Origin of the sequence: Lysinibacillus sp. NPDC093216 (genome assembly GCF_050280325.1) — a bacterium.
Taxonomy (GTDB): Bacteria; Bacillota; Bacilli; order Bacillales_A; family Planococcaceae; genus Lysinibacillus.
The window spans coordinates 31,537-57,460 of record NZ_JBNNVB010000034.1; the positions used below are offsets into that span (position 1 = coordinate 31,537).

The 25,924-nt window shown below is 37.3% G+C and carries 22 protein-coding genes; 21 read left to right on the forward strand and 1 reads right to left on the reverse strand.

Features of this window, described 5'->3' with window-relative positions:
* The first annotated feature begins 677 nt into the window (after nt 1–677).
* The 9 genes from ACQKOG_RS24215 to prfB all read left to right on the forward strand — a co-directional run bounded on the left by ACQKOG_RS24215 (nt 678) and on the right by prfB (nt 10,036).
* Nucleotides 678–1,070 carry a flagellar protein FlaG gene (locus ACQKOG_RS24215; protein WP_370078325.1) on the forward strand — a complete coding sequence of 131 codons (393 nt, stop codon included), beginning with the start codon at nt 678–680 and terminating at the stop codon, nt 1,068–1,070.
* Between the two features lie 23 nt (nt 1,071–1,093).
* Complete coding sequence (locus tag ACQKOG_RS24220; protein ID WP_370078323.1) at nt 1,094–2,689, forward strand: flagellar hook-associated protein 2; 1,596 nt, start codon at nt 1,094–1,096, stop codon at nt 2,687–2,689.
* A 21-nt stretch (nt 2,690–2,710) separates the two neighbouring features.
* The gene (locus ACQKOG_RS24225) at nt 2,711–3,070 is read left to right on the forward strand and encodes a flagellar protein FliT (protein WP_370078321.1); all 360 of its coding nucleotides are present in this window, start codon (nt 2,711–2,713) and stop codon (nt 3,068–3,070) included.
* A gap of 201 nt (nt 3,071–3,271) precedes the next feature.
* Nucleotides 3,272–3,682 (forward strand): flagellar export chaperone FliS, encoded by a 411-nt coding sequence (fliS, locus tag ACQKOG_RS24230; RefSeq protein ID WP_370078319.1) that lies wholly within the window; start codon nt 3,272–3,274, stop codon nt 3,680–3,682.
* Between the two features lie 211 nt (nt 3,683–3,893).
* A complete protein-coding gene (locus ACQKOG_RS24235) occupies nt 3,894–4,277 on the forward strand; it encodes a PilZ domain-containing protein (RefSeq protein ID WP_370078317.1) in 384 nt (127 codons plus the stop codon).
* A gap of 177 nt (nt 4,278–4,454) precedes the next feature.
* Nucleotides 4,455–5,006: a ribosome hibernation-promoting factor, HPF/YfiA family gene (gene hpf, locus ACQKOG_RS24240; protein WP_370078315.1), complete on the forward strand. Its 552-nt coding sequence runs from the start codon at nt 4,455–4,457 to the stop codon at nt 5,004–5,006.
* A 281-nt stretch (nt 5,007–5,287) separates the two neighbouring features.
* Nucleotides 5,288–7,798 carry a preprotein translocase subunit SecA gene (gene secA / locus ACQKOG_RS24245; RefSeq protein ID WP_427448397.1) on the forward strand — a complete coding sequence of 837 codons (2,511 nt, stop codon included), beginning with the start codon at nt 5,288–5,290 and terminating at the stop codon, nt 7,796–7,798.
* A gap of 417 nt (nt 7,799–8,215) precedes the next feature.
* Nucleotides 8,216–8,761 (forward strand): competence protein ComK, encoded by a 546-nt coding sequence (locus ACQKOG_RS24250; protein ID WP_402872583.1) that lies wholly within the window; start codon nt 8,216–8,218, stop codon nt 8,759–8,761.
* A gap of 170 nt (nt 8,762–8,931) precedes the next feature.
* Nucleotides 8,932–10,036, forward strand: a protein-coding gene (prfB, locus tag ACQKOG_RS24255) for a peptide chain release factor 2 (protein WP_427448398.1) whose coding sequence is annotated in 2 segments (ribosomal slippage) — nt 8,932–9,006 and nt 9,008–10,036 — 1,104 coding nt in all. Because the reading frame shifts where the segments join, the coding sequence is not laid out codon by codon here.
* 69 nt (nt 10,037–10,105) lie between these two features.
* Here the strand turns inward: prfB and ACQKOG_RS24260 are convergent.
* Nucleotides 10,106–10,615 (reverse strand): competence protein ComK, encoded by a 510-nt coding sequence (locus ACQKOG_RS24260; RefSeq protein ID WP_370078307.1) that lies wholly within the window; start codon nt 10,613–10,615, stop codon nt 10,106–10,108.
* 225 nt (nt 10,616–10,840) lie between these two features.
* Between ACQKOG_RS24260 and ACQKOG_RS24265 the strand changes: the two genes are divergently transcribed.
* The 12 genes from ACQKOG_RS24265 (at nt 10,841) to ACQKOG_RS24320 (ending at nt 24,974) form a co-directional block, all read left to right on the forward strand.
* A complete protein-coding gene (locus ACQKOG_RS24265) occupies nt 10,841–11,083 on the forward strand; it encodes an IDEAL domain-containing protein (RefSeq protein ID WP_370078485.1) in 243 nt (80 codons plus the stop codon).
* A gap of 357 nt (nt 11,084–11,440) precedes the next feature.
* On the forward strand, nt 11,441–13,420 hold the full coding sequence (gene uvrB, locus ACQKOG_RS24270; RefSeq protein WP_370078305.1) for an excinuclease ABC subunit UvrB: 1,980 nt from the start codon (nt 11,441–11,443) through the stop codon (nt 13,418–13,420).
* A gap of 7 nt (nt 13,421–13,427) precedes the next feature.
* Nucleotides 13,428–16,292 (forward strand): excinuclease ABC subunit UvrA, encoded by a 2,865-nt coding sequence (gene uvrA / locus ACQKOG_RS24275; protein ID WP_427448399.1) that lies wholly within the window; start codon nt 13,428–13,430, stop codon nt 16,290–16,292.
* 240 nt (nt 16,293–16,532) lie between these two features.
* The gene (locus ACQKOG_RS24280; RefSeq protein WP_370078301.1) at nt 16,533–16,847 is read left to right on the forward strand and encodes a hypothetical protein; all 315 of its coding nucleotides are present in this window, start codon (nt 16,533–16,535) and stop codon (nt 16,845–16,847) included.
* 60 nt (nt 16,848–16,907) lie between these two features.
* Nucleotides 16,908–18,101: a DUF4097 family beta strand repeat-containing protein gene (locus tag ACQKOG_RS24285; RefSeq protein ID WP_415732554.1), complete on the forward strand. Its 1,194-nt coding sequence runs from the start codon at nt 16,908–16,910 to the stop codon at nt 18,099–18,101.
* Between the two features lie 276 nt (nt 18,102–18,377).
* Complete coding sequence (gene ftsE, locus ACQKOG_RS24290; RefSeq protein WP_402872600.1) at nt 18,378–19,064, forward strand: cell division ATP-binding protein FtsE; 687 nt, start codon at nt 18,378–18,380, stop codon at nt 19,062–19,064.
* Nucleotides 19,054–19,938 carry a permease-like cell division protein FtsX gene (gene ftsX, locus ACQKOG_RS24295; RefSeq protein WP_370078295.1) on the forward strand — a complete coding sequence of 295 codons (885 nt, stop codon included), beginning with the start codon at nt 19,054–19,056 and terminating at the stop codon, nt 19,936–19,938. Before ftsE ends, ftsX begins: the two co-directional genes overlap by 11 nt.
* 80 nt (nt 19,939–20,018) lie before the next feature.
* Entirely contained in the window at nt 20,019–21,335 is a 1,317-nt protein-coding gene (locus tag ACQKOG_RS24300; RefSeq protein WP_370078293.1) for a murein hydrolase activator EnvC family protein, read from the forward strand.
* Nucleotides 21,336–21,514: 179 nt separating this feature from the next.
* Nucleotides 21,515–21,697, forward strand: a complete 183-nt coding sequence (locus tag ACQKOG_RS24305) for a hypothetical protein (RefSeq protein WP_370078291.1) — start codon at nt 21,515–21,517, stop codon at nt 21,695–21,697.
* 297 nt (nt 21,698–21,994) lie between these two features.
* The gene (locus ACQKOG_RS24310; protein WP_370078289.1) at nt 21,995–22,618 is read left to right on the forward strand and encodes a hypothetical protein; all 624 of its coding nucleotides are present in this window, start codon (nt 21,995–21,997) and stop codon (nt 22,616–22,618) included.
* Nucleotides 22,619–22,660: 42 nt separating this feature from the next.
* Nucleotides 22,661–23,254 carry a redoxin domain-containing protein gene (locus ACQKOG_RS24315; protein ID WP_370078287.1) on the forward strand — a complete coding sequence of 198 codons (594 nt, stop codon included), beginning with the start codon at nt 22,661–22,663 and terminating at the stop codon, nt 23,252–23,254.
* 271 nt (nt 23,255–23,525) lie between these two features.
* Entirely contained in the window at nt 23,526–24,974 is a 1,449-nt protein-coding gene (locus ACQKOG_RS24320; protein ID WP_370078285.1) for a S41 family peptidase, read from the forward strand.
* Nucleotides 24,975–25,924: the final 950 nt, after the last annotated feature.

The window sequence follows — 25,924 nt, forward strand, 5'->3', positions numbered from 1 at the left end:
TGAAAATCATTGGCTAATATGGAACATAGAAAGCGATAGCGTAATTTTGTATTATGCTATCGTTTTTACTTTGTCAAAATGAGTAAAGTAGATAATAGATTGTTGGGTGTAAAGAAAAATATAATTATAGAGCCATTCTACTAATATTCAAAGTGAAAGCAGAAATTGAATAGATTAATTAGTGGAAAACTTAAAGTATGTTTGATTTATGGGGGTATCTATAGTTATACCTATTTGTCATCGTCGAAAATGGTGGATCTATTGGATCGCTATAACAATCAATGGCTTAATGTTCCCAGGATGATACACACATTTACCTGAAAAAAAGACCCAAAAAACTATTGTTGAAAAACGAGCATTACTTTGAAGGAGTTTTACTATTGAGACAAGAAATGAGTTAACCAGTAGAAGGCATTTAATATTAAACAATGTACGAATTAAAGCAATCAGTCTCTTGTGAATTTTTGTTGAATATAGCATTTCCTGCCAACATATAAACTACACTCAATGCCAAAGTTGAAGAAATAACAAACTAACATCATAGAATTGGTAATACAGTTGGTTCTACTTTAACTACTGCAGACCTTTTCCGCTATTTTCTATTTTTTTTGTGAAAAAATAATTTTACAGTCCGATAGTATAAATACAAAGTAATTTATCTCACGGAGGGGTTTATTATGCGTATTGCTTCACAAAATACAGAAATGTCAGTTCAGAAAAACGTTGGGAATAACATAGCAACAACAGAAAAAAAGAATTCTGATACCCAATCTCAAGTTGCTATTATAGGAGAAAAAGTGGTTTCTAAAAATAAAGCGCAATTTGGTCTTGAAACATCTGAATTTCCAATTGATGAACTAAAGCAAGCAGTAAACACTGTGAATGAATTTCTAGAGGTGGATCATAGACGGTCAAAATTTGTGTTACATGAGGGGTTGGACAAATATTTTATTCAACTTGTCGATTCGGACACAGAAGAAGTGATTAAAGAAATTCCGCCTAAAGAATTATTAGATGCTTTTTATGAAATGCAGAAACAAGTAGGAATGATTGTAGACGAAAAAATTTAAATAATACATTGGAGGTTTTTCGTATGGTAAATCGAATTGGTGGTTTAGCGTCAGGAATGGATATTGATAGTCTTGTAGAAAAAATGATGAAGGCAGAAAAGGCGCCATTAAATAAACTTTATCAAAAAAAGCAGACTTATGAATGGCAACGTGACGCGTACCGAGATGTCAATAAGCAAATCAAAGCGTTTGATGATTTTTTATCAAAAGAAATGCTTTTACAAAAAGATATTTGGAAAAAGACTACAACAAGTAGTAATAATGCAATTTCTGCTACAGCAACAACGTCAAAAGATGGTGCTAGCTTAGATATTTCTTCAGTTTCACAACTAGCTACTTCAACAAGACGTGTAGGTAACATTGGTACAACATTATCAGGTGGCGGTGCTATCACGAAGTCCACTACTTTAGAAGACATCGGTGTCACTGGTGATCAGACTATTGAAATGAAAGTTCTTCAAAAAGACGGTACTTTTAAAGATGTTAATTTATCATTTAAACAAACAGATTCAATTGATAGTGTGATATCTAAATTAAATAATGGGACTGGACTTTCAGCATTTTATGATGAGCGGTCAGGTCAAATATCGATTACAACTGATGCAACAGGTACTGGTGGTAAGTTAGATTTAGAACAAGGTGGAACTACTCAAACTATTGAGGATGTAAACTTATATGTTACAAAAGATTCTGCTGGTATTTTTCAAAAACTTGGTTTTGGGGTAAATCCTGATTTGTCTCATTCAGGTGGAGTATCAAATCCAGCGAATGCTTTAAATACAGATGGACAAAATGCAAAATTAACTGTTAATGGAATTGACATTGAACGATCTTCTAATACATTCGATTTGAATGGTTTTACGGTTACTCTAAATGATACATATACGGGAACTAAGCCAATTAGCATTACAACTAAAACTGATTCAGACCATTTGTTTAATCAAATTAAAAAATTTGTAGACACATATAATGGTCTTGTAGAATCTTTAAATAATGTAACAAAGGAAAAAAAATATAGAGACTTTACACCATTAACAGATGAACAAAAAGCTGATATGGAAAAATCGGATATTGAAAAGTGGGAAGAAAAGGCGAAAAGTGGTATTCTTCGAAGTGATTCAATGATCCGAAGTGGTCTTTCTGCATTACGTAGCAATATGTACGAAAAAGGTGGTAGTACTAACGCTGAGCTAGATACATTGTATGAGTTGGGGATAACAACATCTAATGATTATACTGACGGTGGTAAATTAAAAATAGATGATGAGAAGTTACGTGCTGCAATTGCTAAAGATCCAGAGGCTGTTGTAAAAACATTTACCAATACAGTTACCGAAAATAATCCAGGAGAACCAGGGGTTGTTCAAAAGTTACGTTCTTCAATGAGTACATTTACTACTAACATTGAGAAAAAAGCTGGTAAAGCAACTATGACAGAACAAAACTACTCAATTGGTAAAAATTTATTAGATGTTGATAGTCGAATAAACACTTGGAAAGTTAAATTAGAGAATATTGAACAGCGTTACTGGAAACAATTTACAGCTATGGAGCAAGCGATCAATAAAGCGAACCAGCAATCTAGTATGTTCATGCAAGGTGCAGGTGGAGGCTTCTAATTAGTAAGGTAGGAGAATGATATGCAACAAATAGATCAACTATTGCAGGTGTCAGCTAACTTATTTAAACTTTTGGGCGACATTCCAAAAGGTGAAGAGCGCGATGAATATATTGATAATATTAACAATATGTTAGACAAGCGGGGAAAAATTATTGAAGATTTGGTTCAAGATAGCTTTCAATTCGACGAACAGAATCGGATTCATCGAACGTTACTTGAATTAGATAATGGGATAAAAGAACGATTGGCTACTGTCATGAGCGCCGTAAAGCAGGATATGGCAAACCTACAGAAAACAAAGAAAAGTGAAGGACAATACTTCGATCCCTACTCGAATGTTCGTGTAATGGATGGCATGTATTATGACAAAAAGAATTAACTTTTTATCCCCATTTAGCGTAGCAGAGGCCGATAGCTAAATGGAAGATAAAGCTCTGGCGGATGTAATGAATTTTGAATTGTGACCACATAATTCAAAATTCAGACCCAATTCCGTCGAGGCGTAATTGACCTATTAGCTTTTCTTCGTAAGATGGTTTAAACTAGTAAATAAGTAACCTTTCAAAGGAGTTGTCCTTTATTGGCAGCAAATCTAACAGCACAAAACGCGTACAAACAAAATAGTGTTACCACTGCTTCCCCTGGTGAGCTGACATTAATGCTTTATAATGGATGTTTAAAGTTCTTGCACAAAGCGAAACTAGCCATTCAAGAAAAGAATATTCAAGAAAAAAATACAAATCTTATCAAAGCACAAGCAATTATTAGCGAGCTGATGGCAACATTGAATATGGATATCGAAATATCAAAAAATATGCTTGCACTTTATGAATATATGAATCATCGTTTAGTCGAAGCAAATATTCAAAGTGATGTCGCTATCATTGAAGAAGTTGAGGGATTAGTGACGGAATTCCGTGATACATGGAAGGAAGTTATTCGCATCAATCGACAGCAGCAATACGGCCAGGGAAACGCTGGACAAATTTAGACAACATAGAGGCCATCGATTCAAGATGGTCTCTTTTCTTTGCAAGAAATACGAGACACGAACTTTATATCGTACAAAAGGGAAACATTTAATTAGTCGTAAAATAGGTCTTTATCCGGTAAAATATGTTACTTATTCCCTCTGGATGTAAAACATGCATCGTGTCATAATCAAGCTACATAGATGTTTAGAATAGTATTGAGGTGGGAAGATGATATTTAAGCGCCAAGAAGGCTTTCGATTTAAATTTGAGGAGCCTGTTAAAATGACTTTTGCCATTTATGAGGAAGGTAGAGTCGATCAAGCGCAAACGGCAATGGCTGATTTGCTTGATATTAGTCCACGAGGGTTAAAGATGTTTACTGAGGTGGATTTAGGTGTCAATCCTCGTCCTTTGGATTTACGCTTTATTCTGGATACAAGAGAGGTACGAGCTTATGGTGAAGTCATTTGGAGCCGTCCTTTTGGTAATGGTAAGCAGTATGGTGTGAATTTTAATAATCAAGAAGCGGTTGAGGATTTGATTGTCGAAGAGTTGAAACTACGCCGAAGAAGAGAAGCTGATGAGGCAAAACTAAATAGCATTAATTCATAAAGGAAGTATTCATCAGTGGGGGATGATTTTGTTCATCCCATATCTAACTTCTTTGCTTTCGCAAATGCTACACATTATTTCAGGAAAAAATTTTTTTGAAAAAAAGAATTATTTTAGAGGAATTTCGCACACTTGTGTAGAAGTATAAAGTATAGCAGTTATAAAGGAGGAGTTTACATGTTAAACTTTAACATTCGCGGTGAAAATATTGAGGTAACTCCAGCTATTCGAGAGTATGTTGAAAACAAAATCGAAAAAGTTGAACGTTATTTTAACGAAGATGTTAACGCCAATGCTAACGTAAATTTAAAGGTTTATAATGACAAGCAAACTAAAGTGGAAGTTACAATTCCAATGAAGAACTTAACTCTTCGTGCAGAAGAGCGTCATAATGATATGTATGCTGCGGTTGACTTAATCGTTGATAAATTAGAACGTCAAATCCGTAAGCATAAAACAAAGGTAAACCGTAAATTCCGTGAGCGCGAAGGTACAGGCCTTTATTTTGCTACTTCTCAAGCAGCCGCTGATGCAGTTACAGAGGAAGATGAATACTCAATTGTTCGTACAAAGCAATTTGATTTAAAACCGATGGATCAAGAAGAAGCTGTCTTACAAATGAATATGCTAGGGCATGATTTCTATATCTTCACAGATGCAGAATCAAACGGCACAAATATTGTCTACAAACGCAAAGACGGTAAATATGGCTTAATTGAAACAACTTAAATTTTAATATGCACAAGGGCTCTCGCGAAAAGCGGGAGCCTTTTTTATCTTCATTCAGTAGGAATTCTTACCTCAATTTTCACCGAACGCCTACTGAATGAAGATAAGCCTCTGGCAGATATCACGGATTTTGAATTGTGCTAGCACAATTCAAAATCCGGACGCAATCACGCCAAGGCGTAATTGATATGATTTCCTTTCATGCTAAGGACTCTGTTTGCATGAAACTGTTACACAATGGTAAAATGAAAGTTGAGACTATATAGGAAGTGAAAAAATTCATGGCAAACCTATTAAATAAATTATTTGATTTCAATAAACGTGAACTAAAAAAATTAGAAAAAGTCGCTGACCAGGTTGAGGGATTCGCTTCTCAAATGGAACAGCTTTCAGATGATCAATTACAAGCGAAAACAGAAGAGTTTAAAAAACGCTATGCCGACGGAGAGCATTTAGACTCGATCCGTGCGGAAGCTTTTGCCGTTTGTCGAGAAGGGTCAAAGCGTGTGTTAGAGATGTACCCATTCCGTGTACAAATTATGGGTGCTGCTTCACTAGATGAAGGTAATATTGCGGAAATGAAAACCGGTGAAGGTAAAACGTTAACGGCTACGATGGCTGTTTATCTAAATGCCATTACTGGTAAAGGCGTACATGTTGTGACAGTCAACGAATATTTAGCGAGTCGTGATGCTGAAGAAATGGGGCATTTATATAATTTCTTAGGCTTAACGGTTGGTTTAAACTTGAACAGCTTATCAAAAGAAGAAAAACGTGCAGCCTATGAAGCTGATATTACGTATAGTACAAACAATGAGCTTGGCTTTGACTATTTACGTGATAATATGGTGCTTTATAAAGAAGAACGTGTACAACGTCCGCTACATTTTGCGGTAATCGATGAGGTTGACTCGATTTTAATTGATGAAGCGCGTACTCCATTAATTATTTCGGGTCAGGCTGGGAAATCAGCGCAGCTTTATAAACAGTCTAATGCGTTTGTTCGTATGTTAAGTGCGGAAACAGATTACACATATGAAGAATCTACAAAAGGTGTTACGTTAACAGATGCTGGTGTTGAAAAAGCAGAGAAAGCATTTGGCATTGATAACCTGTTTGATTTAACACATGTGCGTTTAAACCATGCGATTAACCAGTCGTTAAAGGCACATGTAAGTATGCATAATGATGTTGATTATGTTGTACAAGAGGGCGAAATCATTATTGTTGACGGCTTTACAGGTCGTTTAATGAAAGGTCGTCGTTACTCAGATGGACTGCATCAGGCAATTGAAGCTAAAGAGGGCGTAGAGATTCAAAATGAATCGATGACGATGGCGACAATTACGTTCCAAAACTACTTCCGTATGTATCTAAAGCTTTCGGGTATGACAGGTACTGCGAAAACAGAGGAAGAGGAATTCCGTAATATTTATAATATGAGTGTTGTGGCGATTCCTACGAATAAGCCGATTGCTCGTGATGACCGTCCGGACTTAATTTTTGCTTCGATGGAAGGGAAATATAAAGCGGTGGCGGCAGATATTGCAGAGCGCCATAGAGCTGGACAACCAGTTCTTGTCGGTACTGTTGCTATTGAAACATCTGAAATTATTTCGAATTTATTGGATAAACATAAAATCCCACATAACGTATTAAACGCGAAAAACCATGAGCGTGAAGCAGAAATTATTGCGAATGCTGGTACGCAGGGTGCAGTAACAATTGCTACGAACATGGCTGGTCGTGGTACGGACATTAAACCTGGAGAAGGTGTAATGGAGCTTGGCGGTTTAGCGGTAATTGGTACGGAGCGTCATGAATCTCGTCGTATCGATAATCAGCTACGTGGTCGTTCTGGTCGTCAAGGGAACCCGGGGATTACTCAATTCTATCTGTCACTAGAAGATGAATTAATGCGTCGTTTTGGCTCCGATAATATGAAGAACATGATGATGAAATTAGGGATGGATGATTCACAGCCACTACAATCTAAAGTTGTTTCAAGAGCAGTAGAATCAGCTCAAAAACGCGTTGAAGGTAATAACTTCGATGCTCGTAAACGTCTATTACAATATGATGATGTGTTACGTCAGCAACGTGAGATTATTTATAAAGAGCGTTACGACGTATTAGAAACAGAAAATATGCGTGTGCTTGTTGAGTCTATGATTCAAGAAACGATCGACAACGTTGTCGCATTGTATACGCAAGGTGAGCAAAAAGATTGGCATTTAAAAGCAATTGATGACTATGTTGCAGCAAACCTATTAGATGAAGGCGATTTGAAGGTGGAAGATTTCCAAGGTAAATCCGCAGAAGAGATTAACCAACTAATTTCTAACGCTGTCCAAACGCGTTATGATGAAAAAGAAGAACAGCTTACGCCAGAGCGTATGCGTGAATTTGAAAAGGTTATCTTATTACGTTCAATTGATACGAAGTGGATTGATCATATCGATGCTATGGATCAGCTACGTCAAGGTATCCATCTTCGTGCATATGGTCAAAATGACCCGCTTCGTGAATATCAACAAGAGGGCTTTGCTATGTTTGAGGATATGGTCGCTTCCATTCGCGAAGATGTAGCAAAATATGCGATGAAGGCAGAAATCCATAATAATTTAGAGCGTGAGGAAGTTGCAAAAGGTCAAGCTGTTAATCCGAAAGAGGATGGCGGCTCAGCTCCGAAAAAGCAACCTGCTCGTAAGGCAGAAAATGTCGGGCGTAATGATTCATGTCCATGCGGAAGCGGTAAGAAATTTAAAAACTGCCATGGTGCAGCTCAATAATTTTTCGAAAAAGATCATTTTAACTTTATGTTAGAATGGTCTTTTTTCTATGTTTTAGGATGTTTTCACGATACTCATTCTGCTAGCTAAGACCATAGAAAATGTGCGAACAATCGTTAGTTAGTAAGTAGGAGGTTTTTCAATAAAGTTTAAATGAAATGAAATAACGGAAAATTCAGAAAAAGATATATGATACTACAACAATAGGTAAATAGTTCAATAAAAAGGGTAATGTTTATAACTTTTTTCTGATTTATTATAAAGATGAATAGTTGGAAAGTTTCGTTGATTTGAACCTGATTTTTGAATAAAGGGGGTGATTCATGAGTGGATATAAAAAATCCTCGAGAAATGATGTCATGGCCAGACCTTCCCGAGGAATTACATTGGATAAATACTATTTTAAGGAGGATTGACATGCATAATGATGACATTATGAGTAGTAAAACGATGCTGTATATACCGGAGTATGATGCCCATGGTAACTTGTGTACACGTGTAATAGAAAGGGATTACGAATATATATCAAAATTAGCGCCGACAAAATTAATGGATTATAATCTACGTTATTTTGGTTCTAGCTTAAGAGGGGCTTTCGATGGCTCGAGAATGATACTTGGAAAGTTGAATAAAAATCCAATTGTTGTTCATGAACAAAGTAATATTGTATGGTTTCCAAGTATGTCTTATTTACGACAGGAATGTATATGGTTTGCTGTTCATCATATTCAGGACTATCTAGCTGTCGATAAAAAGAATACAAAAGTAATTTTTATGAACGGCTATGAAACTAATGTGGACTTAAGTGTTAGAGCATTTGAAACCAGAATTCAAAGAGCTTATTTATTAAAATATAAACTGGAAAAACGAACAAAGAATTTATTAGTTCAATATGATCAAGGTAAAGTATTCCAACGTATAGCGAACGATGTTATCTTTGAGGATGAAGCTGAAAAAGACTGAAACGAATCCTCTGTGTTGTAAAAAAGTATGTTTTCCGTCGTAAAAACGTTATAATAAAGAGATCGGGGCTTTAAAAATGAAGTATCAGTATTTTAAAATCATTTTATTGCTGATTTTTAAACTTCTATCATACAAGTTTGCCCCCTTAATAATGTTCGGAGGATTTAACAATGATTGAATTAGCAGATGTACGTAACGCGTTAGACACTTCAGCCAAAAAATTGGCGGATTTTAGGGGGTCTCTTTGACTTAGAAAACAAAGAGGCACGCATTCAAGAATTAGATGAAATGATGCTTGAGCCAGCTTTCTGGGATGATCAGCAAGGGGCACAGGTAATCATTAATGAGAGTAATGGCTTAAAGGCAACAGTTAATGAGTATAAAGATTTATTGGAAACGTATGAGAACCTAGATATGACGCTAGAGCTATTGCGCGAAGAGCCTGATGAAGAATTGCAGGAGGAGCTAGGCAATGAATTAGAAGAATTCCAGCAAAAAATGGGCGATTTTGAGCTGCAATTACTATTAAGCGGTCCATACGATCAAAATAATGCGATTTTAGAGCTGCATCCAGGAGCAGGTGGTACGGAATCTCAGGATTGGGGCTCAATGCTACTTCGTATGTACACACGCTGGGCGGAAAAACGTGGCTTTAAAGTCGAAACAGTTGATTATCTTCCAGGCGATGAAGCAGGGATTAAATCTGTAACATTGTCCATTAAGGGTCATAATGCTTATGGCTATTTGCAAGCAGAAAAAGGTGTCCATCGTTTAGTACGTATTTCACCGTTTGACTCTTCTGGTCGTCGTCATACATCGTTCGTTTCTTGTGATGTTATGCCTGAATTCGATGACAATATTGAAATTGATATTCGTACAGAGGATTTAAAAATTGATACGTATCGTGCAACAGGTGCAGGTGGTCAGCACATTAATACAACAGATTCAGCTGTTCGTATTACGCACATTCCAACTGGTACTGTCGTACAATGTCAGGCAGAACGTTCACAGATTAAAAACCGTGAAAAAGCAATGACGATGTTAAAAGGGAAACTCTATCAATTAGAGATCGAAAAGCAGCAGGCACAGCTAGATGAAATCCGTGGTGAACAGAAGGAAATCGGCTGGGGTTCACAAATTCGTTCATATGTATTCCATCCATATTCAATGGTGAAGGATCATCGTACAAATGAAGAAACAGGTAATGTAGGAGCAGTGATGGATGGCGATGTAAATCCATTCATTAATGCATATTTACGTTCGAAAATCGGGTAATGAAAGCCCCTCAAAGGCACAATGAAACTGTGCTTTTGAGGGGTTTTTTAGTTTGATAGACCATTCAAATTAAAAAGGTGGATGATACGGAGTGTCTTGGCTAATCTCCTTACGTTCATTCATGTAATGTTTATAAAGCATCGATGCATTGACAAATTGCTTGCTAATCGAAGCATATTGAATAGGTAGCTCAATCTGTTTATCATTTTTCAGTGTAACGATACAACCCATTTTACTCGGTACAATATTCGAAATGGCGTGAAGTCCAATCCAAATATTGTGGATAGAGTTAGGAGAAAACGTTGGTAGGAAAATACAAGGATAACCATAATCATAAGCAACAACGATTGGAAGCTTATGTTGATTGCCGAAAAAGCGTTTGGCGGAATGTCTTGCTGCTTCATAGGTTGTTCCAAGTGAGATACAAGATTTTCGTAATATATGCATTGGTTTCCGTGTGACGATCAGCTCATTATGCTTATCAATTACCCTTGTGAAAATTTTAGAGTCATACTGCATTGGCTGAAGTAAATAGGTGTTGAAAGACATTAAATATCCATTGATGTAGTTTGATGACATCTATGTAAACCTCCTTTTTCTATTTGTTACTGAAGTGTAGAACACAAATTTAAATTCTGAAAATATAGATAAAAAGAGAAAACCGTTGATATATCAAGCGATTGTATAGAGAAATTGCTTGAAATTGTACGAGATTAATAGTAAATCGAAGTGATTTTCAGTTCTTAAGCATTGCATTTTAATTTCAATTTTCTTATAATTTAGAAAAGGATCGAGGTGAGATCGTTGGATAAATATTATTCGTATACAGATTTTCTGAAAGCCGTTGGTCAGTCTAAGAAAGTTGATGAGGCAGAGAAATTATTAAACGAGATTTATTTAGATTTATTTTTAAATCATATCCAGCGTATGCATCGTGAAGAGCAGCTCATGGTTCTGATAGATAGAGCACTCGATGAAAAAGATGAAAAGGCATTTCATCTATACGCAGCCGAACTAGTAATTTTACACCAAGATGCAAGTGAATAATATGACGAGCCCGCTCTCCACTTATTAGAGAGCGGGATTTTTTTGCTATTTTCGTTCTAGCTGATCAGATTTACCGTCAACCCGAGCAGATATCCGTTCCATCTGATCAGATTTACTGGCAACCGAGATCCCCTCTAAGTTAGGGCATTTACATTTACCCATCTCGATTAGCTAACATTTGGAAAGGGTAATCTATTTATAGATAGGTTGTAATTAGTACATACGTTCTATCGCGATCACCTTAAATATAGCATACGGAAAAATTTTTACAAACATTCGTTCGTTAAATGTTCGAAATTTTAATAATGCTATGCTAAAATATATGTATCAAATTGGTAGGAAAGGACGGGGACATGTGTGCAAACATTTGATTTACAAGCGCCATATACGCCTAATGGAGATCAGCCACAGGCAATTGCGGAATTAGTGGAGGGTGTCCATGCAGGTAAACGTCATCAAACGTTGCTCGGTGCAACAGGAACAGGAAAAACGTTTACGATTTCTAATGTCATTAAACAAGTAAAAAAACCGACGCTTATTATGGCACACAATAAAACATTAGCGGGTCAATTATATAGTGAATTTAAAGAGTTCTTCCCTAATAATGCAGTTGAATACTTTGTCAGCTACTATGATTACTTTCAGCCAGAGGCCTATGTACCGCAGACGGATACTTATATCGAGAAGGATTCAAGCATTAATGATGAAATTGATAAGTTGCGTCACTCTGCAACATCTTCATTATTCGAGCGTGATGATGTCATTATTATTGCATCCGTGTCCTGTATTTATGGTCTAGGTTCTCCAGAAGAATATCGTGAAATGGTCGTATCGGTACGGACTGGAATGGAAATTGAACGTAATCAGTTGCTTCGAAAATTGGTCGATGTACAGTATGAGCGTAATGATGTGAGTTTTACACGTGGTACGTTTCGGGTACGTGGCGATGTAGTGGAAATATTCCCTGCATCCCGAGACGAACAATGTATCCGCGTGGAATTTTTTGGGGACGAGATCGATCGAATTCGCGAAGTGGATGCGTTAACTGGTGAAATATTAGCGGATCGTGATCATGTAGCTATTTTCCCAGCATCCCACTTCGTTACGCGAGAAGAAAAAATGCGAAAAGCCATTGAAAATATTGAAAAAGAGTTGGAGGAGCGTCTAGCTCTTTTACGTGCAGAGGATAGATTATTGGAGGCACAGCGTTTAGAGCAACGTACTCGTTATGATTTAGAAATGATGGGTGAAATGGGCTTTTGCTCAGGTATCGAAAACTATTCGCGTCATTTAACATTGCGTGAAGCGGGGGCAACTCCATATACGCTACTTGATTATTTCCCTGATGATTTTTTACTTGTTGTCGATGAAAGTCACGTTACTTTGCCACAAGTTCGAGGGATGTATAACGGTGACCAAGCACGTAAAGGTGTGCTAGTTGAGCATGGTTTCCGTTTGCCATCAGCACTAGATAACCGCCCTTTACGTTTTGAAGAATATGAGAAACATATACATCAAGCTATTTATGTATCGGCAACACCTGGCCCGTATGAGCTTGAGCATACTCCGGAAATGGTGCAGCAAATTATTCGTCCAACTGGGTTGCTTGATCCACAAATTGAGGTACGTCCTATTGAAGGGCAAATTGATGATTTAATCGATGAGATTCAAGGTCGTATTGCTCGTAATGAACGAGTGCTCGTGACGACATTGACGAAAAAAATGTCAGAGGATTTATCAGCTTATTTGAAAGAAATGGGCTTAAAGGTGGAGTACTTGCATTCAGAGATTAAGACGCTAGAGCGAATTGAAATTATTCGCGAGCTGCGAAAAGGTACTTACGATGTTTTAATCGGCATTAACTTATTGCGAGAAGGGCTAGATATTCCTGAGGTTTCCCTTGTGGCGATTTTAGATGCTGATAAGGAAGGATTTTTACGTTCAGAGCGTTCATTAATTCAAACGATTGGACGTGCCGCGCGTAATGCCAATGGTCATGTCATTATGTACGCAGATAATATGACGGATTCGATGAAAAAGGCGATTGAGGAAACGAAGCGTCGTCGAACACTGCAAATGGCGTATAACGAAGAGCATGGCATAACACCGAAAACGATCGTTAAGAAAATTCCTGATGTTATTCGTGCGACACAGGTGGCAGAGGAAGAAGAATCCTATGTAACGAAGGCAACAAAAGGTAAGAAGCTGACGAAGGCGGAAAGAGATCAGTTACTTGCTACTTTAGAAGTAGAAATGAAGGAAGCGGCAAAAGCACTCGATTTCGAACGTGCTGCTGAGCTGCGCGATACAATATTTGAATTGAAGTTAGAAGGGTGAATGGCTTGTGAAAAATACTGAAATAGTCGTGCAGGGCGCACGAGCACATAATTTAAAAAATATTAATGTCACAATTCCACGTGATCAACTAGTCGTGCTAACAGGTTTATCAGGCTCAGGGAAATCATCATTAGCTTTCGATACGATTTATGCCGAGGGGCAACGTCGTTATGTAGAATCCCTTTCAGCCTATGCCCGTCAATTCCTTGGTCAAATGGATAAACCAGACGTCGATGCGATAGAGGGATTATCTCCTGCTATTTCAATCGATCAAAAAACGACGAGCCGTAACCCACGTTCTACAGTTGGGACAGTAACGGAAATCTATGATTATTTACGTTTGCTATTTGCGCGCATCGGGAAGCCTATTTGTCCGAATCATGGTATTGAAATTACGTCCCAAACGATTGAGCAAATGGTCGATCGTTTATTAACTTTTCCAGAAAGAACGAAAATGCAGTTGCTTGCTCCGATGGTATCAGGGCGTAAAGGAACGCACGTAAAGCTACTGGAAGATTTAAAAAAGCAAGGCTTTGTTCGGGTACGTATTGACGGTGATCTACGAGATTTAGATGATGCGATTGAACTTGATAAAAACAAAAAGCATTCAATCGAAGTAGTCATCGATCGTGTTGTGATGAAGGAAGGTGTCGCAGCACGTCTTAGTGATTCCTTAGAGACAGCATTACGTTTGGCAGACGGGCGTGTACTTGTTGATGTGATGGAGCATGAGGAATTATTATTTAGTGAGCATCATGCTTGTCCATTATGTGGATTTTCAATAGGTGAGCTAGAGCCTCGCATGTTTTCATTTAATAGTCCGTTTGGAGCTTGTCCGAGCTGTGATGGTTTAGGCTCGACACAAGAGGTAGATCTTGATTTAGTAGTGCCTGATTGGGATCGTAGTCTATTAGAGCATGCTATAGCACCGTGGGAACCAACAAGTTCTCAATATTACCCACAATTATTAAAGGCTGTGTGCGATCATTATGATATCCCAATGGACGTTCCAGTAAAGGATCTTCCGAAAGAAAAGATGGATAAAATATTATATGGTTCTGGTAAAGATAAAATCCATTTCCATTATGAAAATGAGTTTGGCAATGTGCGAGATCAAATGATTGAATTCGAAGGTGTTGTCCGTAATGTTGAACGACGTTTTAAGGAGACAACGTCTGATTATGTGCGTGAACAAATGGAAAAATATATGGCGCAGCAAGCATGTCCATCTTGTAAAGGCTATCGTTTAAAGCCTGAAACATTAGCTGTAAAACTAGCAGATAAACATATTGGTGAAGTTACACAGTATTCAATTCAGGAAGCTGATACATTTTTCAAAGAACTGGATTTATCAGAAAAGGATATGAAAATTGCTCGACTTGTTTTACGTGAAATTGAAGAACGACTGGGCTTCCTTGTCAATGTAGGGTTAGATTATTTAACGTTAAGTCGAGCAGCAGGGACGCTTTCAGGGGGAGAAGCTCAACGAATTCGCCTTGCGACACAAATCGGCTCGCGTTTAACTGGCGTTCTCTATATTTTAGACGAGCCATCAATCGGCTTGCATCAACGTGATAATGACCGTCTTATTAGTACACTGCAAAATATGCGTGATATAGGCAATACGCTAATTGTTGTCGAACACGATGAAGATACAATGCTGGCGGCTGATTACCTCATTGATGTTGGTCCTGGTGCAGGTGTGCATGGCGGTCAAATTGTAGCGGCAGGAACACCGCAGGAAGTAATGGAAAATGAAAAGTCATTGACGGGGAAATATTTAAGTGGCAAGAAGTTTATTCCATTGCCAATTGAGCGACGCAAACCGAATGGACGCAAATTATCGATTAAAGGTGCCAAGGAAAATAACCTTCGAAACGTGAAAGTTGATATACCACTTGGCTTATTCGTTGCCGTAACAGGGGTTTCTGGTTCAGGTAAATCGACGCTTATTAATGAAATTTTATATAAATCATTGGCTCAAAAGCTTAATCGTTCGAAAGTGAAGCCAGGAGAACATAAAGAAGTAACGGGGATGGAAGAGCTCGAAAAGGTTATTGATATTGACCAATCACCAATCGGTCGTACACCTCGCTCTAACCCTGCTACGTATACAGGCGTTTTCGATGATATTCGAGATGTTTTTGCAACAACAAATGAAGCAAAGGTACGTGGCTATAAAAAAGGTCGCTTTAGCTTCAACGTTAAGGGAGGCCGCTGTGAGGCTTGTCGTGGTGACGGTATAATAAAAATTGAAATGCATTTCCTACCAGATGTTTACGTGCCGTGTGAAGTCTGCCATGGAAAGCGTTATAACCGTGAAACGCTTGAAGTGAAATATAAAGATAAGAGCATTGCAGATATTTTAGATATGACGATTGAAAATGCAGTAGTATTCTTCGAAAATATTCCGAAAATCCAACGTAAGCTACAAACGATCGTGGATGTAGGATTAGGCTATATGAAATTAGGACAACCTGCTACAACTCTATCCGGTGGTGAGGCACAGCGTGTAAAATTAGCCTCTGAATTACACCGTCGTTCAACAGGTAAATCATTCTATATTTTAGATGAGCCGACAACTGGCTTACATGCGCATGATATTGCACGTTTACTCGTTGTTTTACAGCGTCTTGTAGAAAATGGCGATTCTGTGCTAGTCATCGAACATAATTTAGATGTCATCAAAACAGCAGACTACATTATCGATTTAGGGCCTGAAGGCGGAGACAAAGGTGGTACTATTGTGGCGACAGGTACACCGGAAGAAGTCGCTGAAGTAAGTGGCTCTTATACCGGGAAATATTTAAAACCGATATTAACAAGAGATCGTATGCGTATGGAAGCTGTTTTAACAAAGGCTTCTCAATAACTATAAAAAGTTCGCAAACTCCTTAATAGGGATTTGCGAACTTTTTTTACGTGCGTCCGGCAGGCGGATGTCGATAAAAATCGGAATTTGGAGGTGATAAAAGTTGAAGGTTTATCGATAAATTTCAAAAGTTGGGCGATAATACTTAAAAGTGTTCCGATATAATTCAAAAGTTGGATGACTTTACGTTAAAACGTATGTCATGTGGATAGTTGATTGGAGTGGAGGGTGGGCGACTCCTTGGAGATTAGCAATAGAGGAACGAAGGCTAAAATCATCACGTCCTGTGATAACGCCTTCGTGACCAACATCGGTGCTGCTGCCGCTACGTTAGCACTACGCTTTCGCGCAAAAAACATCTGTTGGCCCAAGCGGCTCATCGGACGCCCCCAGGAAGCTCTGCTCTGCGCGAAAGCGAAGCGTCAGCGGCAAATGTTTTATCTGTGCGAAAGCGAAGCGTCAGCAACAAAGCGCCCAGCCGGAACGGAAATCAACCCCACGCTTATGGTAATGAGCCTAAAAAAGATATATACCCATTATTTTCATTTATGGTGAAACTTTTCACAAAATGAATCGTATAAATAATATAACGAACTGAGGGAGGCTATTTTTATTATGCAAAATGAACGTCAACGAATTTTAGAACTTGTGGAAAAAGGAACAATTTCAGCGCAAGAGGCGATTACATTATTAGAAGCATTAGAGCAACCTAGCAAGTCCACTCAAAATGTTATGAATGATGTGGTGAATGAGGACCAGTATTCCTCAACAGAAAAAGAGCCAGTATTTAAAGATGACAGTCAAAACGATCAACAATCGCAAAAAGATGAAGATTTCTCTAAAAATTTCCAAGAAGAAATGCGAGATTTCCGTAAAGATTTAACACAAATTGGTTCACTCTTTATGGATATGATGAATACGGCAGTAAAAAAGGTCAAAGAATTTGATGTCACTTCTCCATTTGGTGATAAATTCGAGTTTACACATACGGAAGAAGTTTCAGCAGAACGTGTAGACAAAATAATTGCTGAATTACCGAATGGCAATTTTTCATTGGAAACTGCTGAAGGAGATAGCTTCCAAGTTATTTGCAAGGTAAAGGCACCTCTTGTTAATGATAGTGAAGAAGAAACGCGAGCTAACTTCCTAGAGCAATTCGTTGTCAAGGAAGATGGAGATTCACTACGAATTTTAAGTCAACTTAAGCTTGTTCAAGTAAATGTTAAAGTACTTGTTCCAAAGGATAAATTAGAAAAATTATCAGTACGTTTAATGAACGGTAGTGTTACTTTACAAGATACGGATATCGAGCGATTAAAAGTAAAAACATTAAACGGTGCGATTAAAGGCTCTAAGTTTAACTTTGGAAAGGCAGAAGTAGATTCGTCTAATGGTTCCATTGAATTAATAAATGTTCGTGGTAAAGATTTAGAGGCTGAAACATTGAATGGCCGTGTCTATTTAGATGGCGCATTGGATGAAGTTGAAGCAAAATCGGTTAATGGACATGTTGTTGTCACAACTTGCTCTACTAATTCATCGAAAATCAAAGCACAAACAGTCGCGGGAGCTGTTGAATTGTATGTGCCACGTACAATATCGTTAAGCGGTAAAATTGTTACGAATTTTGGTAAAGTAGATGTCGGTATTCAAGACGCTTCAAAAATTGAATCACAGGATCAATTTTTATCAAAAGTAGTACGTTTTGATAAAGAAATAGAAAATGCTAATCGTTTATTTATCGAAGGTGAGTCTAAAACAGGTGCAGTATTAGTACGCTATACAACAACTGACGAGCAGCAAATTTAACAAATATAAAGCATTCAGGCTATGCAAAACAACATAGCTTGAATGCTTTTTTTTATGCTTGAAGACTCTAGAAAGCAGAAATCGACATTTCCTCAATTGGGCTCGATTTTTGTTTTCTTGTATGTCAAGTTTATGATATTTTTATGGCAATCAAATAACGAAATAACAGGAACTACCACGTAATGAAATGAAACTGTAATAATAAAGGGAGAAATAGAGTGCTATAATAGAGAACGAAATACCTCTTACATGGTAAGAGATTTAGGTGGTTTAAATATGATAGAAATGAAGAATGTGACAAAGAAGTACTCAAATGGCGTTGTTGCGACAAATGGGATTTCCGTTAACATAAAGCAAGGTGAATTTGTCTATGTTGTAGGTCCAAGTGGTGCAGGTAAATCTACATTTATTAAATTAATGTACCGTGAGGAAAAAGCTACTTCTGGAGATATCACTGTTAATGGCATAAATTTAGCAGAATTGAAAAATAAAAAGGTACCTTTTTTACGCCGTCAAATCGGTGTCGTTTTCCAAGACTTCAAACTGCTACCTCGTTTGAATGTTTATGAAAATGTAGCGTTTGCACTAGAAGTAATCGAGGAAGACCCAATAGAAATTCGCCGTCGGGTAATGGAAGTTTTAGAGCTCGTGGGGCTGAAGCAAAAGGCAAGAATGTTCCCTAATGAGCTTTCAGGTGGAGAACAGCAGCGTGTTTCGATTGCACGTTCTATTGTGAATGTGCCGAAGGTCGTTATTGCGGATGAACCTACTGGGAATCTAGACCCTGAGACATCTTGGGACATTATGAATTTATTCGAAGAAATTAATGCAAGAGGTACAACTATAGTAATGGCAACCCATAACCGCGAAATCGTAAATACGATTCGTCGTCGAGTAATTGCAATTGAAGGCGGAATGATTGTCCGTGATGAGCACGGAGGTGACTACGGCTATGAAATTTAATACGGTAAAACGTCACTTCCGAGAAAGTTTTAAGTCTCTTGGCCGTAATAGCTGGATGACTATTGCCTCAGTGAGTGCAGTAACAGTTACATTAATATTAGTAGGCGTATTCGCGCTTATTATGATGAATTTAAATAAAGTAGCATCTGATTTAGAGAACGATGTTGAAATTAAAGTGTTAATCGATGAAACAGCAGATAAAGCTGCTGAAAAAGCGCTCATGGAAAAAATAAAGAAATTACCAGATGTCGCAGAGATGAACTATTCGACAAAGGAAAATGAATTAACGAAATTAGTAAAAGATTTTGGGGACGATTTTAAACTATTTGAGCAAAGTAATCCATTACGTAATGTTATTTATGTGAAGGCTTCAGATCCTCAAAAAACAGCTACTGTTGCTAAAAAAATTGATAAATTTGAGTATACATATGACGTTATGTATGGTGAAGGCAAAGTAGAAAAACTATTTAATTTCTTAAATATTAGCCGCAACGTAGGGATAGTGCTTATTTGTGGATTATTATTTACAGCAATTTTCTTAATTTCTAATACGATTCGAATTACTATTATTGCACGTCGTGATGAAATAGAAATTATGAAACTTGTCGGAGCAACGAATTCTTTCGTGCGTATCCCATTTTTATTAGAAGGAATGTGGCTCGGAATTTTAGGTTCTATTATTCCGATTGCGGTCATCGCAACCCTTTACCACAATGTATATAAAATTATTGCGCCTCGATTAAAAGGCGAACTTGTTCAAGTACTGGATTTCTCACCTCTTGTGTACCAAGTAAGCGGTCTACTATTACTCATCGGTGTACTAATTGGTATTTGGGGAAGTTTCATGTCAGTACGTAAGTTTTTAAAAATCTAGCTTTCGTTAGGCTTCGCACTAAGTTGTGTTAGCAGGAATGACAATCAACCAAAATTAATAGTCGAAAAGGAGTTCAACCGGTGAAAAGTATGGCGAAAAACTCATTGAAAACACTTGCTGCAGCATCTGCACTATTTCTTTTTATCCAAACTCCATCAGCGTATGCAACTAGTTTATCGGATTTAAAAGATGAAAAAAAACAAATTGAATCAAAAAAAGATGGCTTAAATTCATCCATCAATAATAAAACAAATGCTATTTCTGAAAATGATAACAAGCAAGAAAAATTATTAGATCAAATTAAAACATTAAATGCTGAAATCGACAAAACTAACGGTACTATCAAAAATGTATGGGCAGATATTCAATCTACAAATGAAGAGATAAAAACTTTAGAAGATTCTATTGCGGAGCTTCTGCACAAAATTGAAGAGCGTGATTTATTGTTAGAGGATCGTGCTCGTGCCATTCAGGCGGGTGGTTCCGTTAGCTATTTAGACGTACTACTTAGTTCTAATAGCTTCGTAGATTTTATCGACCGATTCTCTGCGGTCAATGCATTACTTGAAGCGGATCGACAAATTATCCAGGATCAAAAAGAGGATAAGCAAAAATTAGAGGAACAAAAGCAAGTCTTAGAAGGAAAACGCCAAAAACTCGAAGATAAAAAAGCTGAGCTTGATCGTTTGAAAGCATCATTGGATGGACAGAAAGCTGAGAAAAATAAAGTAATTGATCAATTAGAAAAAGAACAAGAAAAGCTGAAGTCAGAAAAGGTATTGCTTGAAAAAGAATATTCTGAGGCTCTTGAGATTAGCGCGGAATTACAACAAAAAATCATTGATGAGCAAAATCGATTAGCTGAAGTTGCTCGTCAACAAGAAGCGAAACGTAAGGCAGCAGCCGCAGCCGCAGCCAAGGCCAATGCATCTAATTCGAGCAATAGTGGTGGTGGATCTGGATCATCAACAGTCAATGCCCCACAATCGAATGGTACTTGGGTTAAACCAACAAATGGTCGTTTAACATCAACTTATGGCTGGCGTGAATTTGGCGGTTCAGAGTTCCATTATGGAATCGATCTTGCAAATAGTATAGGTACTCCAGTATGGGCTGCTGCTGACGGTGTTGTTTCCTATGCTGCGCCACTTAGCACATATGGTAATTGTGTCATCGTTACACATTCTATCAACGGTCAAATTTACACGACAGTGTATGCACACTTAAATTCCTTTAACGTTAGTGTTGGCACAGAAGTATCCCAAGGTCAACAAATTGCTGCCATGGGTAATACAGGACGTGTAACAGGACCGCACTTGCACTTTGAAGTGCACATCGGCCCTTGGCGAGGACAAGCAGTCGGAAGTGACAATCCACTAAAATATATTCCAATTTAAAAACTTAAAAAGCTATACATTAGGATTCTTCTAATGTATAGCTTTTTTTAATTTCCATTAAGTTTCTATTAAATCAAGATGAAAGCGAATGTTTGAAAAGACTAGTTAAGATTGCATAGTGTCATAAACTGAGAAGAATTGGCAGGTAGTTAGCACGAAACGTTGGGGGATCTTCGCGTGTGTGCTTAGAAATAATAAAGAAGGATAGAAACGGCAAAGTGATGGATAAAACCATCAAAACTGTGGATAGAACCTGCGGAATGATGGATAGAACCATCATAACTGTGGATAGAACCATCAAAAAGATGGATAGAACTATCGAAACTGCGGATAGAATAGGCGAAGTGATGGATAAAACGTAAATAACGTTTTTGGAAAGCGATATAATATGCTCATCTCAATTTTTGACGTTAAAAATATATTCATCTGTAGAACCTGAGCTTTTTTAGCAGATGCATTATTTGGAAGCCTCTTTCCTAGTGTGTCATCATTTTATGTAATATATTTGTAGTATGAATACCTAAATGGGTACTTCAATAGAATTTTTCATAAAGAGTCTATTCTTTGCATGTTTCAGGGAGATTTTTTGAACACAGTGTGAAATGACAGTTCATATAAAGATAATATGCTATGCTGTAGCTATCTGGAGGATTTATTAGATGAATAATACAGAATGGTTTTCTATTCGGGCACTAACATTACCAGCAACAAATGTCGCTCTTCTTGCGGCCTTTTTCATTGTATGGCTAGTTTTACGGGTGCAATTTCCGAAGAAATGGGCGGGGGTATATGGTGACGCGATCTTTACCTTTATTATCGTTTGGAAATTTAGCATAATTGTCACTGATCTTAAAGCTGTTATCGCTCAACCATTTGCGCTCCTTTATTTTAATGGTGGGACAATTGGTGTCTTTTTAGGAGTAATGGCAGCATCATTACAGCTTTGGTGGAAGCGGCAACAATTTCAGTTTGACGCAACTGGAGTGGCTGCCTGTAGTTGGGCAATCATTTTAACGCAATCGATATATCAATGGCTTGTAGTGTTACTAAATGATAATCAACTCACTAGCGAAGTGATAACTTTACTTGTACTAAGTATACTAACAGTCCTCATATTATGGAAAATAACAGCTATCAATCGTGCTTTATTTTTATATACGATTGGTTTTATGATTGTTGCTCTCTTTCAGCCGTATGGTTTATGGCAACCGGCTGTAGGTGTGAGCGTCATATTACTAATATTAGGTATAGTGATTCAGCGTTTTGCTGGCACATCTAAATGATATGGTTCAAAAATGAAGTACTGAATTATTGGGAGGTAAGGAATGAAAAAAAATATTGGGCTACTTATCGTCGTGTTATTAGTAGCTGTGATGATTGGTACATATGTTAAACAGCAGATTGATAAGGATCGTGAAATTGAAACAACTTCTCTTGGAAAAGAAATGGATGAACGAAAAATTGGTTTAAGCAATGGAGATACGCCACCGGATTTTACTTTAACAAGTTTAGATGGTAAAAACGTGACTTTGAGTGAGCTTCGTGGAAAAAAAGTTGTGTTAAACTTTTGGGCAACATGGTGTCCACCGTGTAAGGCAGAAATGCCACATATGCAAAATTATTATGAACAATATGCTAAAAAAGATAATGTAGAAATAATAGCTGTCAATTTAACAACTCAAGAACGGGATGTTACAGCTGACGCAAAAGTAGACTCTGTGATGACATTTAGAGATAGCTTTGATTTAACATTCCCTATTTTACTTGATCAAGACCCGAAAAACTCAATCGGCATTGCCTATCAAATAATAACGATTCCTACAACCTATTTTATTGATTCAAATGGATATATTCAACGTGCTATTAAAGGGCCAATGAATGCAGAAATGTTAAAAAAATATGTAGATGCATTAGATTAATCAAATCAAAGAATCTGCTCGTTTTCTTGAAGAAACGAAGCAGATTTTTTATTTGTTTATAAAGCGTCCACGATTCGTGATGGAAACCCGCGGTAGGGATAAATACTAACGATTGTCGATAGAATACCTGCGCTAGAAATCAAATACTCCCGATACGCAATAGAATACTCTTGAAACAAAAATCATAGTATTCAACAAATTATTTTGAAGTTTAATCTTGTATGTTTGAAAAATAAACTTCATACAGTAGAAGAGACGGAGGAGGGAAGGTTTGCGCAAAATAATGGCTGGTGTCGGCGTACTTGCTAGTAGTCTATTGCTAGGTAGTGGAGTTTATTTTGACTGGTTTAATTTAGGGGATAAAAAGGAGCCGGTCGTTGCAGAGGTTGATTCGATTAATGAAGCGTTGAATTTAATTGAGGAAAAATCTGTATACAGTACGAAAAAAGATGCATTGGTGGAGGGAGCACTTCGTGGTATGGCAGATGCTATAAAGGACCCTTACAGCACCTATTATTCGAAGGAAGAGGCGGAACAGCACCGACAAATGTTAGCCGAAGAAAGAGTAGGCATTGGGATTGAGCTATCTGAAAATAACGGAAAATTTATTGTTGTATCTCCAGTTCGTTCATCCCCGGCAGATAAGGCAGGAATGCGCTCTCTCGATGAAATTGTACAAGTTGATGGCGTTCGGGTAGATGGAAAAACGATGAGTGAATTAATGCATTTAATTCAAGGGGAGAAGGGGACGAAAGTAACTATTGTCGTCTATCGTCCAAGTGAAGATAAACATATTAAAATGACGATGGAACGAGCTGCAATTTCTAATAAAACAGTAACGAGCGAAGTAGTGAACGTAGAAAATGCTCCGATAGGTTATGTGGAAATCTCACTTTTTGGTGAGAAAACGGCAAATGAGTGGGTTGCCGAAACGAGTAAATTGCTTCGACAAGATATAAAAGGGTTAGTAATTGATGTGCGGGATAATCCGGGTGGTTATTTACATAGCGTCGCAGCGCTACTGAGCACAGTATTGGAGAAAGGCAAAGTGTTTGCTTATATGCAAAATGCTGAAGGTGCTATGGAACCATTAAAAACGGAATCAAAAAGCTTTGATGAAAAGTATTTACAGACCATGTACAAGATGCCGATAGTTGTTTTACAGAATGCGGGCAGTGCATCTGCTAGTGAAGTACTTAGTGGCGCATTAAAAAGCTGGGGACGTGCCTCCCTTGTTGGTGTCAAGAGTTTCGGAAAGGGAACAGTACAGGAGTCTTGGTCGCTGAAAAATGGTGGAGAGCTTAAATTGTCCACAAATAAATGGCTGACACCAAAGCGCGAATGGATTCATGGGCAAGGTATTGAGGCTAATTTAGTGGTTGAACCAAATGAATTATTTGCTTTCCAAATGCACCCGCTATCAGGGAAATTTAAAGAGGGCGATATGAGTGAAGAAATTGCTTATACGCAAAATGCTTTGAAAAAGCTAGGTTTTAAAATTGCTCGTTTAGACGGTTACTTGGATGAATCGACGGAGGAGGCTGTTAAGCTTTATCGGGAGGATAAGAAATTGAAAAAAGCAGAAGATAATTATAATATAGACACTACCTTCTTTAATAGCTTAAACGAAACGTTGAAAAAATATAAAGAGGACCGTCAAAATGATTTACAGTTCCAAATGGCGACAAGCTTTTTATTGCACAATATTGAAGGAGAATAAAAAAGGATTTTTTTGTTGATATTTTGATTTTGTATTCCCGTATATAGCTGACTGTAGCGGAGGGCTATTGTGCTTCTGTCGCAGAGTGAAGCTTTTCACAGAAAGTGAGTAGCCCGTTGTAGCTATATAATTGATATTAGCCTTGATATAGGAACATATCTAAAGAGCATGTTTTGAAAAAATGGATCAAAGCATGCTCGTATTTAATTTTAAAACCCTTGTTCACTAAAGCCCTCATTAGCTTAATAAGGAAATGTAAAAATGATTTTCTTATGACTCTTATAGGGGTGGTAATATCGTGTTTGCAGCATTCGATTGAGTCGGAATTTGAATTCAAATGTCATTAGAGCTTAATCCTTATTCTTTATCGCAAAATTCATATGCTTCTTTAAGATACATCTTTTCTTTTCCACAATTCAATTGGTTTCTAATAAACAATGTACTTCCCATTTAATCACTTTAATTAAGTAGAAATCTTTTTATTATATTCCCCTTATTGAACTAAACTGAATTTTAGATAACAATAAAACATTAAATTCACTTAGATTGTGAGTCTAATATTAAATTGTTTTCTTAATCATATTTAATAGGTAGTTTCTCAATGAAATGAAAAACTATCGATTTTTTTAGAAAAAGTGTTGACCTTTTTGAATTAAGAGTGTAATATTATACAAGTCGTTAAGACAGCTGTTGAAAAACGAATAACTTAAAGGCAATTAGTTATTGACATCTAGCAAACGACATGATATTATATAAGAGTTGCTGTTGAGAAACGGCAACGAAATGAACCTTGAAAACTGAACAAGCAAAACGTAATCAATATAGTTTTTAGTAGCTAACCTTGAGTTGGTGAATGAAACAAAATTTTGGACATCAAACATGATGCCAGCAAAACAATTTGAGCTAATCAAATTTCTTTTTATGGAGAGTTTGATCCTGGCTCAGGACGA

Excerpts from the sequence above, each read along its gene's own strand:
- ACQKOG_RS24250 (WP_402872583.1), top strand. The coding sequence starts at position 8,216 with ATGCATAATGATGACATTATGAGTAGTAAAACGATGCTGTATATACCG.
- ftsE (WP_402872600.1), top strand. The coding sequence starts at position 18,378 with ATGATAGAAATGAAGAATGTGACAAAGAAGTACTCAAATGGCGTTGTT.
- ACQKOG_RS24260 (WP_370078307.1), bottom strand. The coding sequence starts at position 10,615 with ATGTCATCAAACTACATCAATGGATATTTAATGTCTTTCAACACCTAT.
- ACQKOG_RS24310 (WP_370078289.1), top strand. The coding sequence starts at position 21,995 with ATGAATAATACAGAATGGTTTTCTATTCGGGCACTAACATTACCAGCA.
- secA (WP_427448397.1), top strand. The coding sequence starts at position 5,288 with ATGGCAAACCTATTAAATAAATTATTTGATTTCAATAAACGTGAACTA.
- ACQKOG_RS24285 (WP_415732554.1), top strand. The coding sequence starts at position 16,908 with ATGCAAAATGAACGTCAACGAATTTTAGAACTTGTGGAAAAAGGAACA.
- ftsX (WP_370078295.1), top strand. The coding sequence starts at position 19,054 with ATGAAATTTAATACGGTAAAACGTCACTTCCGAGAAAGTTTTAAGTCT.
- ACQKOG_RS24220 (WP_370078323.1), top strand. The coding sequence starts at position 1,094 with ATGGTAAATCGAATTGGTGGTTTAGCGTCAGGAATGGATATTGATAGT.
- hpf (WP_370078315.1), top strand. The coding sequence starts at position 4,455 with ATGTTAAACTTTAACATTCGCGGTGAAAATATTGAGGTAACTCCAGCT.
- ACQKOG_RS24225 (WP_370078321.1), top strand. The coding sequence starts at position 2,711 with ATGCAACAAATAGATCAACTATTGCAGGTGTCAGCTAACTTATTTAAA.
- ACQKOG_RS24235 (WP_370078317.1), top strand. The coding sequence starts at position 3,894 with ATGATATTTAAGCGCCAAGAAGGCTTTCGATTTAAATTTGAGGAGCCT.
- ACQKOG_RS24315 (WP_370078287.1), top strand. The coding sequence starts at position 22,661 with ATGAAAAAAAATATTGGGCTACTTATCGTCGTGTTATTAGTAGCTGTG.
- ACQKOG_RS24215 (WP_370078325.1), top strand. The coding sequence starts at position 678 with ATGCGTATTGCTTCACAAAATACAGAAATGTCAGTTCAGAAAAACGTT.